Here is a 14,397-nt window from a genome sequence, read left to right as displayed (position 1 = left end):
GTTGGTTGCGCGAATACGCCGCTACTTTCCGGCGGCGTCCTCCTCGCGTAGCGCGTGCGCCTCCGCAGGCAGCGCACGCGCACGGGCGGCAAGCTTGGCGGCCGCCCGCTCCAGCGCCGCGCAGCGCTCCGCCCAAGCAGCGGCACCGCTCGTTGCCGCTGCGGTGAGCGCGGCCGGCTCGCCCGTGGCGGCCGCGCCGCTGGCGTCTACGGCGGCGGGCTGCTGCGCCAGCAAGCTGCGCTGCTCGTGCAGCTGCTGGCGCAGCGTAAGGCGCAGCTCCTGCAAGCTCAGCCGCAGGCGATGCAGCTCGTCCGGCGCAGCGGCATCCGCACCGTGGGCCGCGGTGGCGGCGGGTGCGGGGTGGTGCAGCGAGCCGCACACCGCGCACGGCTCGCCCTCGCGTAGCTCGGTTGCGAGGTGCTGCGCGAGGCGGCCTAGCTCTTCGGCGCGCAGCTCATGGCGCAGCTGCTCTTCCTCGGCAGCCAGCGCCGACACATCGGCGGTGACCTCTGCCTCCAGCGTGAGCAGCGCCTCGATGCCCTCAGCCGCCTGTGCGGCAAGGGCGGAACGACGTCCCTCCGTCTCAAGTGTCTCCTGCTCCGTCAGCTTCAGGCGTTCGTCAGCCTGGCCAAGCCTTTGTTCCTGTGTGACACAATCCTGCTCTGCTTCGCGTAGCTGCTCATCCGCCGTCTCCAGCTGTTGCAGCCGTTGCATGGCCTCTTGAAGCATTCGTCGTTCATCTGCACGCACTTCATTTTGCTTCAATTCCTGTTGAAGCTCCTGCTGCCGCTTCGATCCTCGCGCCTGTAGCTCTTGTTCCTTGGCGAGTCCTTCGGCATATGTAGCAAGGGTTTGCACACTCTGTGCAAGCTCTAACGCCAGACGGTCCCGTTCTGTCCGCGACGCTTCCGTATCACGCTCCAATTGCAGCGCCTGCTCCAACTGGTCGATTCGAAGCAACAGCTTCGGTTCCTCTGCACCCAGAGCTTGCCGGGCCTGCTCATCTGCTTGCATAGACACAACCGCAGCCTCCTGCGCCGATGTCGCCTGCACCGCCGCTTCTTCGGCTGCCTTCCGTCGCTTATCCGCTTCGGCAACAGCTTCCTTCCAATCTGTCAGCGCAGGCAGCAATGCCTCGGCTGCGGAGGCCTGACGGAGCTTGCACTCCAGCGAAGCAATGTCCGGCTCCAATGCCGCCAGTTGTTCCAGCTCGTTCCCCCGGCGGCTGCGCTCTAGGACGAGATCACGAATTTTAGTCAGTGCTTCCGTCTCGCGCGACACCCGCTCCAGCTCGCGGCGTGAGGCCTCTGCATGGGCAAAAGCCTCTTTAAGACGCTGCTCTGCCTGTTCAAGCGCTTCGGCACCCGCATCGCCGAGTCCCTGCTGCTCCGCTTCCAGCGCTTTCAGTGCAGCGTCATTGTCCTTCACACGGCGGCTCAGCTTCTGTGCGAGCTGGTCTCCGTACTTTTCCAAATGAAACAAACGCTGTAGCATCTGCCTGCGTTCACTGCCCTTTAATGATAAAAATTCAGCAAACTTCCCCTGTGGCAATACGACAGCTCGTGTGAAATCGTCCATTTTCAGGCCAATATACTCCTCCACACAACGCGTCACATCCTGCACCTTGTCAGCAAGGACTTCCTCGCCGTCCGCTGTGAACGCGATAAATCGACTAAGCGTATTATTCACCGATACGCCACCAGCACGTTTGAATCGGCGCTCCACACGATAACGACGAGGTCCTTGGGCTGACATCAGCTCGAACGTAAACGCCACGGACAGCGTATCCTCTGCATGATTCATAATGCCCTGTGTTCCATTCACCGCCCGCTCCACCTTGCCGTACATAGCCAGCGTAATCGCGTCCAGCAACGTCGATTTACCACTGCCTGTCGGGCCAAAGATCCCGAATAGTCCGGTTTCGGTCAACTCCTCAAAATGGATTTCCTGCGACTCCCGGTAGCTTTGCAACCCCGCCAATTTCAGAAGAATCGGTTTCATACATCCTCCTCCTCGGCCTGGTCCCTTGCATCATCCTGCTCCACCAACTCCAAAAATAGCTGCACCAATCCGTCATCCGGCTGTGCTCCGCCCGTTTGCCGTTGATAAAAAGCCCGAAACAGCTCGTGAACCGGCAGCTCTGAGCGCTGATGCTCCAGCTGTGCCGCCGCCATTTCAGGATACATCGGGCGGATGTGAATAATGCCTTCGCGGCTTTTGCGCAGCCGCTGAATATCTCCCAGAGACATCGCTTCCTCCAGCGTAATTTCCAGGTCAATAAAGGCGTCCGCATCCAGCCCTTCGTCTAGCCATCGGTACACCTCTTCCAAACCTCCCCGTGCGCGCCATTTTACTAAAGGGCGTCCACTCGTAATATACAGCTCCTCGACCTGTGCGGGCTTGCCTGCGACCACGTCAATGAGCGTGACCGATTTGGCCTGCCCTGCTTCGGAAAAGCTATAAGCCAGCGGAGATCCGCTATAGCGCATCAGCCCGTCACCCTTCACATATTGGGGGCGGTGCAAATGCCCCAAAGCCGTATATTGCGCCCCGATGCTTAGTGCAGACGGGTCTACCGTATAGGCTCCCCCGACCTGAATCGGACGCTCCGAATCGGACTCCAGTCCGCCAAGCACATAAATGTGGCTCATGGACAGATTAACGGTATTAGGCCGAAACGCCGTACCGAGCTGTGCCATCAGCATCCCCACACGACGGCTGTAAGCCTCTCGCAACACCGTTTCGTCTCCGTCCTCGGACAACAATTCGTTCAGACGGGACTCCGAAGGATAAGGCAAGGCTGCGATACATGCCATTTCTCCTGTACGCGGTGTATGAATCCGCACCGCTTCCCCGCTGGGCAGCCCCAGCAACGTAATTCCGCGCTGACTCACCAGCGGCGTAACCGAGGATACCCGTTCCGGCTGATCATGATTCCCCGCAATAACGACCAGCGGTCTTCCTCCAGCCGTTAAACGGGCAGACGTTTCATAAAATAGCTGCTCGGCGGCGGCTGGAGGATTGACCGAGTCGTACACGTCTCCAGCCATCATAATCAGATCTGCCTGCTGATCGTCGGCCATTTTCGCCAATTCTTCCAGAAACGCCTCCTGCTCCTTCAAACGGCTACGCCCTTCCAGCGTTCTCCCCAAATGCCAATCTCCCGTATGCAAAATCCGCATGCTGTTCCTCCTCTCTCCCTATCTATTTCGTCCATTAAATATTAAATAGCTACAATCTCACACTTTCTCCAGCCTCCAGAAAATACAACCACTTCTCAGCAACCCTTGTACCTGTAATATCTTCGATCACGTGGGCGTACAGCTCCAGTTGAAAACGATATTGCTCCGTTAAATGAGACACCGTCCGAAATTCGGATACCCGGTCTGTTTTGTAATCTAGCAAAACCAACCCCTTCGGCCCTTCAAACAAGCAGTCAATGATCCCGTGCATCAGCACTCTGTCATTGTGGCCAGGCTCTGACATCATGCTTTCCTGCTGTTGCCCGGCCGATCCCGGCTCTGCTACCTGTGCGGACAGCATCGACGGCAAGCTGCGGCTCCAAAAATCAGCGGCTCCTATCGTATAGGTAAATGGAAGCTCACGCTGCACATGGGTTGCCTCCAGCAATCTGCGACCCAGCTCGCTGGTGAAGAAGCGCAATATTTTATCCGTATCTAACGCCTTCGCCTGAACATCCAGCAATAAGCGCTGGTTCAGCAGACGAGCCTTCGTTTCCTCAATCACCTCGGCGTTCATCGCACCCCCCAGCGGCAAATGCAGAAATAGCGTATGGTACACCGTTCCACGTTCCGTCGGCGTCAATCCCCGGTCACCCATAAATTTGGGTCTGCGCAAGTGCAGTCGACTTCCCCCAGTCTGAGAATCTTCCATCTCCTCTGGTAACTCGGCTACTTGAAAAGAAGACAAATTTAGCCAATCTTCCGATCCAGTTTCCTGCATCGCTAGCCATCTTTTCATTTCGGTAACCGATGTATTCGCCGCCGTCTTGCTTGCCCGTTCATACGGATAGGACCAGGAAAGCGCAGCGGCAATATCTGCATCAGTCCTTGTTGTCATATCTGCTGGGCTATTGGATACGAAATCGGATGAGAGCCACCTTTTGTCGATCGGCTTGGCATTTTTCAACGCTACCGTCTTCTGCTGACGCTCTTCATTAACAGTCTCTTCCCCAGGGCCCAAATTCAAACGAGAGCCGGAAAGAGTCTCCGAAGCTATCATTCTGAATAGCCAATCCCCGCCCGGCATCGTTTCCAGCCTGTGATAGTACCCCTCCTGATCCCCTGCCGCTTCCCTCAGTACAGCGGCAGAAGGATGTCGGATCAACGCAGGACCTACCCAGTCCAGATAACTGCGGCCTGCTGCCAGCATATAATCAGGTAAAACCGTTTCCGTATGCTCTTTGGCCCGTGCCCAACCCGTTGCGCGTGAAGTGAGATCCTTAACGGTTCCGGTCATAATAAGCTTCTCACGCGGACGCGTAAGCGCCACATATAGCACCCGCATTTCCTCAGCCAATAGCTCCAGCTGGGAACGTCGACGGATCGCCAAATTAGGCAGCGTCGGGTAGCTGACCCGATTTTGTTCCTCCACATATTTGGGACCGAACCCCAGCTCCTTATGCATGAGAAACGGCGCATTCAGATCCTGCTGATTGAACATTTTAGCCGTTCCGGCGATGAACACGACGGGAAATTCAAGTCCTTTACTCTTGTGAATCGTCATAATACGGACAGCCTGATCAGGTTCAGTAGCGCCACTGGATGAGCCTAAATCACCGCCTCGCTCTCGCAAGCGAGAAATAAAGGTTAAAAATCGGAACAAGCCCCGGTTAGAGGTTGCAGTCTCATACTGTCTCGCCCGGTCATACAGCACCCGCAAATTGCTTTGACGTTGGGAGCCTCCAGGCAATCCACCTACCCAATCCAGATATCCCGTTTCCTCCAGCAAACGCCAAATCAATGCACTCAAGCTACCTTGTCTGGCTTCCTGCCGCCACGCTTCCAAATCGCGCAAAAACGAACGCAATCGGGCAGGCAACGTATTTTCGCTATTCCCGTCATCCATATCTGAGGCATCTGTTGTTGAATCTCCTGCGAAAAGGTCCCATTCCTGCATATCCCTGGACGTTCCATTTTTGCTCTCCTCTGTATGGTCAGCCTCAGCCGCCGCCAACAGAGCGCCATAAAACAATCCGTCCGGCTTTTGCAGCCGGATTTGTGCCAGCTCATCCTCGGTCAAGCCTACAATCGGTGAACGAAGCACCGATGCCAGCTGGATGTCCTGCTGCGGATTATCAATAATGTGTAGCAGAGACAGCATGACCTCCACTTCCGTTGCTTTGAAAAAGCCTGTCGTCTGCTCGCCGGATGCCGGAATGCCCTCAAGACGCAGCTCCTCTACAATCAACGGTGCCCATACGCTCGCCGAACGGAGCAAAATGACAATATCACCGAAGACTGCCGGACGCATCGCTTTTAACCCTCTGTCATAAATCAACAGCGGTTGGCCTGTATCTCCCGTCAGCTCCTTAATCCGTTGCGCGATTGCACGAGCTTCCAGTTGTGCCGTTTCCAGCTCCGCAAGTTCAGCCATTTCGCCTTCCTGTAAAGCGGACTCATCACCCGTTTCGGACAGTTCCGAAGCCTCCGAAAGACCGCGCCCGCCTTTATCAACCAACAACAATTCAGGTGCATACGGGGATGTAGCATCCTTTTCCATTTCCGTCTGCTCAGGATAGGAAGCACCATGCGCCAGCCATGCCCGTTCATCGTATTCAATTTCCGCCACATCCACGCTCATGATTTGCCGGAACACCAGATTGACCGCATCAACGACTTCCACCCGACTACGAAAATTACGCGCCAGATCAATTAAAAAGCCATCTTCCTGCTCCTGCATACCGTATCGTTGGTATTTGTTCAGAAACAGACCCGGCTCCGCCAGCCGAAACCGATAAATACTCTGCTTCACGTCCCCTACCATAAACCGGTTGCCCGGTTCTTCACGGGATACCAGCCTGACGATATCCTCCTGTACCGTATTCGTATCCTGATACTCATCCAGCAGTACCTCGTCGAATTGCTCCTTGTATTCGAGTGCAGCGTCCGAAGGCAGCAGTCTGTGCGGAGTAGAGTCGGGATGACGTAATATTTTCAGACAATAGTGCTCCAAATCCCCGAAATCCACCAGCCCTTTGGACTGCTTGTGCTGTTGAAATCGTTCCCCGAAGGCAATTACGGTCTCCACCAGTTCCTCCATCAGAGGAGCCGCCCCATGTAGTTCCTCCAAATAGGCTTCCGCCCTCCTGCCGAACAGGGAAGCCTTCATATCCGTGATCATTTTTTTGGCTGCCTCACGGAGCGCCTTGACCCGTTCCTGCAATGCAGGCTCAGTCTGATCCTTTTTGACTGGCTTGAGCTTGCCGAAGGCCGCTATTTGAAAGTGATCATACAGCGAGGCCCACGGCTGTGTCTCCAGTTCCTGCAATAGTCCCTTCACCATCGCGGTATCCTCTTGCAGCGTCACTGCATAGGGCGCAGGGCCGCCGGGCTGCATAGCTGTCTCATAAGCCTGCTCCAGCAGGCTTGCTGCTCCGCGCAGCGAAAGGGCCGCATCCACCAAAATGCTGCGAACCCAAGGCGTCTCTCCCAAAGCCGTCACATCTTCTACACGGAACGTGGCTGCGGTCTCCCTCAGCCAGTGCTCCGGCCAGGGATGACTTTGCGAAAAATCGTACAAGCGCTGAACAAGCACATACATCGCATCATCTGTACGCTCACCGCTAAACCAGTCCACCAGTCTGCGGAATGTACTGCCTTCATCGTTAGCCTCATACTTTTCCTCAAACAGTTCTTCCAGCAGCTCCTGCCGCAGCAATTCCGTCTCATGCTCATTCATAATCCGAAAACCGGGATCAAGGGGAATGGCCTGATAATGCCTGCGAATAACCTCCATACAAAAAGAGTGGAGCGTCGTAATCGACGCCCGATTTAACAGCGATAACTGACGACGTACATGCTCACTATCCGGCTCCTGTTCCAGCACACGTTCCAAAGCTTCACGTATACGTTGGCGCATTTCGGCGGCAGCAGCCTTTGTAAAGGTCGCTACCAGCAGCCGATCCACGCTGAAACCGAGCCGCGGATCGGCGATTTTACGAATAATGCGCTCTACAAGCACCGCTGTTTTACCAGACCCCGCCGCTGCCGCTACCAGCATGTTGTTGCCAGATTCATAGATCGCACGCCACTGGTCATCACTCCACATACTGCCTTCCGGCTTGGGTATTCCGTTAGTGCTTGATGTGCTTATCATTGGTCCATTCCTCCTTTCCCTTCCTGTGCAGACCCAAGCAAATCCCATATCTGATCCTTGCCGGGTTTCCCCCATTGGTTGTAGCCGCTGCCCTCCAGACTGTCGTCAAATTGACAAACAGGTTTGAAAGAACAGAAGGTACATGCCGTCTCTTGCTGGATACGATAAGGCTCAATCGCCACATCGCCCTCTGTCATGCGTGTCCCAATCGTTCGGATATTATCGCGCACCGAAGCCAGCAGGCTGTCCCACTGTTCCGGCGAAGCGACAGACGCACTGCTGTAAAAGCTGCCATCCGCCTTGACCGCAACTGGCAAAATCGAGGAATACCCCTTGTCCAGTGCTGTGTCCATTTGTCCGACCACATCCCGATCCGCGAGCAATAGCCCTTTCATCTTGAAGCGTTTTAGAAGCTCCTGACGGGCCTGTTCCGCGCTCAGACCATTCGGTGATTGCAACATCGGATTATGGACGTGAAAATACAGCGTCCCCGCCGGATAAGCCGTCTCGCCCAACCATTCCTCTGCCGCATTCAGCAGCACGTCCAAGTATGTGAGCATTTGCAAGGACAGGCCATAATACACTTCATGCAGCTTGAGATCCTTTTGGCTGGATTTGTAATCAATGACGCGTAAAAGCAAGCCTTGTTCTCCCTCTGCCACATCCACGCGGTCAATTCGTCCGACGATTTCCATCACCACACCATTGTCCAGCCGAAAGGTCAGAGGAGGAAGCTTTTCTCCCGGCCCAAAACCCAGCTCAAGCTCCAGCGGCTCAAAGCTGCCTCTACGCGCATGTTCACCCAAAATCAGCGAAGCCCGACTCACAATATCTTTCAGCTTGCGCAAAATGTACCCGTACCGCTTGGAGCTCATTAAAATCTCGCCTTGCAGGCGGGGAGCCAAACGCTCCACCGTCGATTCCGCCTCTTGTCGGCATTCCTCTGTGCTGAGACTGCCCCAGCTCACGTTCCGTTTACGTAAATTCATCGCCATCTCTCCGAGCGCCGCATGGAACAATTGTCCGATATCCGGTGCCTTTAGCCGATACATTTGGCGCTCCTTCAAGCGAAGACCATGGGAAGCAAAATGCGAAAACGGACAAGCGACAAAACGTTCCATACGAGAAACGCTGGTACGCAGCTTGCTACCGTACAGACGGCGACTCGTTTCCTTCCGCATTTCGGCATGATTTTCGTAAAAAAGTGAGGTTAGCAACTGACGCAGCTTGTCCTTTTCACGCCCTTGCTGGCCCGCATACCAGTTGTATACCTCCCACCAGGGAGATAAAATCTCTCCACCATGCCGCCATTGCCGGAATTGCGCGATCAGTTGCGGCAATGCCTCGGACGGATGGGAAGCATACTCCCATTGCGTCGCCCATAGGTCCCGAGGCAATGGATAGGCAGCCAACGGGTGCTCTTCCAGAGCAGGGAACAGTTGACGGACATGGCGTACCAACTCTGACGGCAGCAACGACTTGCCCTCTTCGTCGGTTACCGCGTAGCTCATCCACAGACTGCTTCCGGCTGATGTGAGCGCCGTATACGCAAGAAAACGTTCATCCAGCAGACGTCTTGTCATATTCGGTGCCAGTTCAACGCCCCGTTCATTCAACGCGGTACGTTCCTGCTCGTTCAGCACGCCATCCTCATGAAATACAGCTGGCATCACACCTTCGTTCATACCCAGTACAAAGACATGTTGAATACCAGCTACACGAGTACGGTCTGTGTTTCCGACCAGTACCTGATCCAGAGCTGGCGGAACAAGACCCATACGGTACTCTATCAGCCCCGTTTCCAGCACACCTGCAAATAAAGAAGTGTCCAGCTTCTCGTCACCCATCATTTCGACGATCTGATCCAACAGCTCAAGCACCGCATCCCATACCTGACGATGCTCCTTCGCCTGCTCGGGATTTCCCGCTTCCTCGGCCTGATGGATCAAGTCATCCAGCTTATGCCCAATTTCCGCATCCTCCAGCAACAAGTACACCGCTTCACACTTCTCAAGTGCAGTCCGGGCCTTACCCAAACGTTTCTCAAACGCACGTAAAGGCGTCACGATCACATCACGGCACAGCTCCATTAGATCCAACGTTTCGTCCCGCTGACGATTCCGCTCCTGTTCCTCCAGCTCCAGCGAAAGGCTGGGTACAGCCTGCCATGGCCGTCCGTCTGTCCAGCGGCTGCCCTGTATCCCGCAGGCCAATGCGTAATTTTCCAGACGATCCATATCCTCGCGGCTGACTCGTCCACCCTGTGGCAACAGCAGATCCGTTTTAACCGCACGAAATACATCCTCGTACCGCCAACGCCGCTGGACGATATCCAGCGAAGCCCGAATCATTTCCACCAAGGGATGATGCAAAATGCTTCTGCGCTGATCGAGAAACACCGGAACCTCATATTGCTTGAATATCGGCTCCACCCACGGCTCATAATCCTCAATATGGCGTACAAACAGAGCCATTTCCCGATAACGTGCCCCCTCATCTCGGGCCAGACGGCGCATTTCGCGCACTGCTCCCTCCAGCTCGACACGTCGGTTCGCTGCGGCATACAGTTTGATTTCTTCAGGCTGCTTATCTTTCCATTGCTCCGGCATCTGTTGCTGCGGCATGGGTCGTCCCTGGTTCCGATATCCCGCACGTCGTTCAAACTCTGCCTCCAGATACGCCAACGCCGGGCGGTCCTTAAATCTCGGAAGCGGATCAGAGCGCAGCAGTTGTGTCTGCGTCTCGATCATCAGCTCGTCCGCCATCCCTTTAAGCTTTACATAGGTAGCCGCCGAAGGATGAAACAAATCCAGCTCATGCGGAAGCTGTCCCCTCTCGTAGCTGCGATTGCAAGTCAGTGCGACCGTCAACGAAGAAGCGTGCAGCATGAGCTGCTCCACCACCTTGTATTCATGCGGCGTAAATCTGCGGTAGCCATCCATCCAAATATCCGCTCCACGTACAATGGACGACTCAGCAATCTGCTCAGCCAGCATACGCAGCGTATCCTCGCCATCAATATATTGAAGCGTCAGCTCTCTTTCAAAATCCTCATAGATCAGACTGATGTCCTTGAGCTTGCCGCGTAAAATCGGAGTGGATTCCCCCGCCGCATTCATTCGCTCCAGTTGCTCCGGGACATACCGAGTATCATTCCCATACTGCTTCAGCTCTGTAAACAGCGTATTTAACCGATCCACAAAGCCCAGTTGGTCTCCCGAATCCTTAAATAAGCTCAGTTCATCCTTGCGACGACGAATAATTTTATATAAAAGCATCTTCTTGCCTTCCTCCGTCACAGGTACCAGCGCCGAACCCCCGGTTTCCTGCATGACCAAATAGGCAAGACGATGAAATCCCATGACCTGTGCGCGCACCGTCCCCTGAATACCGTTTTCGGCTTCTGTAAGCAATGCATGCTCTGAAGCAAATGACGATTGCTCCGGCACAAGTAACAGCATTGGCTTACCTAGCGGTTCCTTGCGTAGCATAGCCGTCATTTCGCGACGGATTAACGCGCTTTTCCCGCTGCCTGAGCGGCCAATTAACAAACGGACCGACATGATGCGGCCTCCTTTCCAACGAACAACATTCTATTCAACAGTATAGCATATGAGGCAAGAGAGAAAAGAACGTACGTTTGCCATCTTGTAGCATTTTATCCTCCCTCAAAAAACAAACAGTCCCGCAAGCAGGCTTGTTGTATGCCTTCTCTACAGGACTGATTTATGGATAAAACGAGCCTAATCTACTTGATCCGCTACCTTAATATGCGGTTAACAATCTATAAATTCTACAGTTGTGTTCGACTGCGCACCTCAAAAATAGCGAATTTCAAATAATGGCCTTCCTCTACGCCCAGAATTTGGGGATGATCCTTGCCAGCCGCTCTCCAATCCACCAGACGGAGGATTTTTCCGGCATCTGCCGCCGCTTCCTTAAGCGTGTCCAGAAACAGCTCCGGCCGCATATGGAATGAGCAGCTTGCAGTCACTAAATAGCCGCCCTCATTGACCAGCTTCATCCCGTGCAGATTAATATCCTTATATCCACGCGTAGCTCCTTTGACCGCATTCTTTGTTTTCGCAAAGGCTGGCGGATCAAGAATCACTACATCAAAGGTACGTCCGCCCCCTGCTGTGAGCGGCTTGGAAGTATCTCCTTTTCCCCCGGCTCGCGTAGTGCGTTCCTCTACGCCTTTAACCTGATTACGCAAATATTGGAAAGCATCGTCCACGACAAACTCGACGCGTTCCTCAAAACCGTTCAGCTTGACATTATCCCGTGCGCTTTCTATCGCGTGCTCGGAAATATCAAGACAGGTTACTTTTTTCGCACCGTATTTGCAGGCATTGAGCGTAAAGCTTCCCGTATGTGAGAAGCACTCCAGCACAGTTGCGCCATCCCAGAATGGGAACTCCACAACCTTGCCGCTTCTGTTCACAGGCTTCATGACCGCTGTGCCAGCGTCACCCTGCTCTGCTGCTACTTCCTGCAACGTAATTCCGCTACGTCCTCCCCAGCCCGTCATCAGTGGAGCGATCGCCGCACGATTCTCACGCTGGTCGAAGAAATAGCCTGTCTTCTGGCCCTCTACAATATCGACCTTGATACGCAAACCATTTTCCGTTACCACGACATGACGCGGGCAGTCGCCATATAAAGGCCCTTTGGTCTGTTCCAGTCCTTCCAACTCGCGGATGGATACATCGCTGCGCTCATATATACCAACAGGGCCAATCACTTCAACAAGTGCATCCCTGATTTCTTCCCTGCGGCGATCCATACCGAGCGTTAATAATTGTACGACCAACACGTCGCCAAAACGGTCTACAATCAGCCCGGGTAAAAAATCAGCCTCGCCGTATACCAGCCGATACGCGTCTCCTCCGGTCACAAAACGTTCGCGGTGCTCCAGGCAATCGCGGAAGCGTTTGGCAAAAAAGCTTTGATCCATCGCTTCCAGCGGCTCGTAGGACATCACACGCACCGTAATTTGTGAGGCCGGATTATAGTAACCCGTTGCCAAATAACGGCCCTGATGGTTTACGATATTGACCAGATCACCCGCCTCCGGCTCACCCTCCACCTTGGATATTTCATTTTTAAAGACCCAGGGGTGCGCGTGTTCCAGCCTTTTTTTGCGGCTGCGTTCCAATATTACTGAAGGCAAAGTCCTTCACTCCCATTCTTGGATTACTCAAAGTGTTAAAAGCGTGGTGTTCGATGGGGCGCGGCTCCGCGATTCATTTGATCTTACCATCGCTGGCGCTTCTTCAGATTCAAATGAATCGCTCCGCTGCTGCCCGCCATGCTTGTCATGGCTGTCCTCGACAAATCATAGGCTGTTACATGAGCATTTTGCATAAATCCCAAAATCGATTTTAAATCGGCAATATAGAGATCGAAACGGTTTAGTCCGTCTATATATTGTTCTTTCAAGCGTTGGGAATCAAATTATGCAAAATGCTGATATAAGCGCAATTCAATTAAAACCTTAGAAAGGGGGCTATGCCTGTGTTTATACACGTTATTTTGCCGCTGTGCGGTGGGCTGCTTATTTTCTTGGGCGGGATGAAGCTGATGGAAGCGGCCCTCCGGCATTTAGCTGGCCCCTTCCTCACCCGCTGGCTGAACCGGGCCACCGTTTCCCCTTGGCGTGGCATGCTGTTCAGCTCAGGCATTACCGCCCTGTTGCAAAGCAGCACCGCTGTCACGGTGCTGACCATCGGACTGGTCAACGCCGGGCTGTTGACCTACGGCCGTACGCTCGGCATTATCCTCGGCACCAATATTGGTACCTGTCTGACCACCGAGCTAATGGGTCTCCAGCTAGGCAAGCTGGCTGTTCCGCTGCTCTGCGGCTCGCTGCTTTGCTGGAGCGTCGCGGTCTTGTGGGGCGAGGCTGGCTCCAGCCGCCAGTATGCGTCTGCCGGGCCACCATCCAGTTCCCTTCAGCTCAGTCGTCCGCTGGCTGTCCAATATATCAGCCTCGCCTTTGCCGGGTTTTCGCTGATCCTTGCGGGTATCCGCGTGATGCAAACAGTCGGCCCGTGGATTGAGCAGGCCGGGCTGTTCCGCTGGTTTCTGGACCACGCTGCGGCCAATATGTGGTGGGCCTTCGCTGCCGGGGCCTGCCTGACCGCACTGGTTCACAGCAGCGCCGCTGTTATTGGCATGGCGATCAGCCTTGCGGCTGCGGGAGCTTTGCCAGCCGATGTGGGTATCGCCATCGTCATTGGCTCCAACGTTGGCACCTGCGTGACGGCTCTCATAGCGGCTGTAGGCGGCAGCGTATCCGGCAAATTTGTGGCCTGGTCCCATGTACTGCTGAACGTAGGCGGGGCGTTAATGTTTATGCCGCTGATCCCTGGGCTGGAAATGGTAGCCGCCTGGATATCTGCTGAGTCTGGAGCCAGGGTCGCCCATGCCCAAACCCTGTTTAACGTGATCAGCTCTCTGCTTGTCTTGCCAGTCTGCTATTTACCTGTATGGACACGTTTGGAGAATCGCATATCTTCCAACATCATCAAACGTTAATTCCAAGCATGGACAGCGCCTTGCTCAAAATGACATCATTGTTGTCATACCCGCCTTGGTGCTGGAGCCGCCATGCTTCCTCAGGCATATGCCACGCGACACCTTTGATTTCTTCAATTTGTGCCTGTAAATCCCCATCCAGTGCCTCTACGAGAAAATAATGGACTTCCTTGTCCACTTCCCCAAACTCAGGATGCTGATACGTATAAGCAATCATATCCACATGCTGGATAATCCGTCCGTTCAGCCCTGTTTCCTCACGAATTTCACGTAAAGCTGTCTGTTCGATCGTTTCTCCTTGCTCCATTTTACCTTTAGCCAAGGAGACCTTGCCGTATCGGTCGGTAATCAGTTGAATTTCAAGCTGCTCCCCCTGTTTGCGGTACACAACACCTCCGGCGGAAATTTCCTTTTTTGCTGCCATCCTGTAATCCCCTTTCCTTGCGCAACAAGGATTCCGTCCTCCCTGTAAGGAAAGGCGAAATCCTTGTTTGCCATCTCTAATACCTGTTCAGGTTT

The 14,397-nt window shown here is 54.3% G+C and carries 8 protein-coding genes; 1 reads left to right on the top strand and 7 read right to left on the bottom strand.

Annotated features, from left to right (window positions below):
• Positions 1–21: 21 nt before the first annotated feature.
• From ACIFO6_RS11625 to ACIFO6_RS11600, 6 genes are all read right to left on the bottom strand, one after another.
• Complete coding sequence (locus tag ACIFO6_RS11625) at positions 22–2,001, bottom strand: AAA family ATPase (protein ID WP_430040826.1); 1,980 nt, start codon at positions 1,999–2,001, stop codon at positions 22–24.
• A complete protein-coding gene (locus ACIFO6_RS11620; protein WP_430040825.1) occupies positions 1,998–3,182 on the bottom strand; it encodes an exonuclease SbcCD subunit D in 1,185 nt (394 codons plus the stop codon). The genes ACIFO6_RS11625 and ACIFO6_RS11620 overlap by 4 nt, the downstream gene beginning before the upstream one ends.
• Positions 3,183–3,231: 49 nt before the next feature.
• Positions 3,232–7,338, bottom strand: coding sequence for a helicase-exonuclease AddAB subunit AddA (gene addA, locus ACIFO6_RS11615; RefSeq protein ID WP_430040824.1), 4,107 nt, complete (start codon positions 7,336–7,338; stop codon positions 3,232–3,234).
• Positions 7,335–10,901, bottom strand: a complete 3,567-nt coding sequence (addB, locus tag ACIFO6_RS11610; protein ID WP_430040823.1) for a helicase-exonuclease AddAB subunit AddB — start codon at positions 10,899–10,901, stop codon at positions 7,335–7,337. The genes addA and addB overlap by 4 nt, the downstream gene beginning before the upstream one ends.
• Before the next feature lie 230 nt (positions 10,902–11,131).
• On the bottom strand, positions 11,132–12,511 hold the full coding sequence (locus ACIFO6_RS11605; protein WP_430040822.1) for a class I SAM-dependent rRNA methyltransferase: 1,380 nt from the start codon (positions 12,509–12,511) through the stop codon (positions 11,132–11,134).
• A gap of 83 nt (positions 12,512–12,594) precedes the next feature.
• Positions 12,595–12,780 carry a hypothetical protein gene (locus tag ACIFO6_RS11600; protein WP_430040821.1) on the bottom strand — a complete coding sequence of 62 codons (186 nt, stop codon included), beginning with the start codon at positions 12,778–12,780 and terminating at the stop codon, positions 12,595–12,597.
• Between the two features lie 75 nt (positions 12,781–12,855).
• On the opposite strand from ACIFO6_RS11600, the gene ACIFO6_RS11595 reads away from it, so the two are divergent.
• Complete coding sequence (locus ACIFO6_RS11595; RefSeq protein ID WP_430040820.1) at positions 12,856–13,878, top strand: Na/Pi cotransporter family protein; 1,023 nt, start codon at positions 12,856–12,858, stop codon at positions 13,876–13,878.
• Here the strand turns inward: ACIFO6_RS11595 and ACIFO6_RS11590 are convergent.
• The gene (locus ACIFO6_RS11590) at positions 13,868–14,302 is read right to left on the bottom strand and encodes an NUDIX hydrolase (protein WP_430040819.1); all 435 of its coding nucleotides are present in this window, start codon (positions 14,300–14,302) and stop codon (positions 13,868–13,870) included. The two genes, ACIFO6_RS11595 and ACIFO6_RS11590, sit on opposite strands and share 11 nt — an antisense overlap.
• Positions 14,303–14,397: the final 95 nt, after the last annotated feature.

Origin of the sequence: Paenibacillus sp. NRS-1781 (assembly GCF_050467745.1) — a bacterium.
GTDB lineage: Bacteria > Bacillota > Bacilli > Paenibacillales > Paenibacillaceae > Paenibacillus > Paenibacillus terrae_A.
This window is presented reverse-complemented; position numbering and strand designations above follow the sequence as displayed.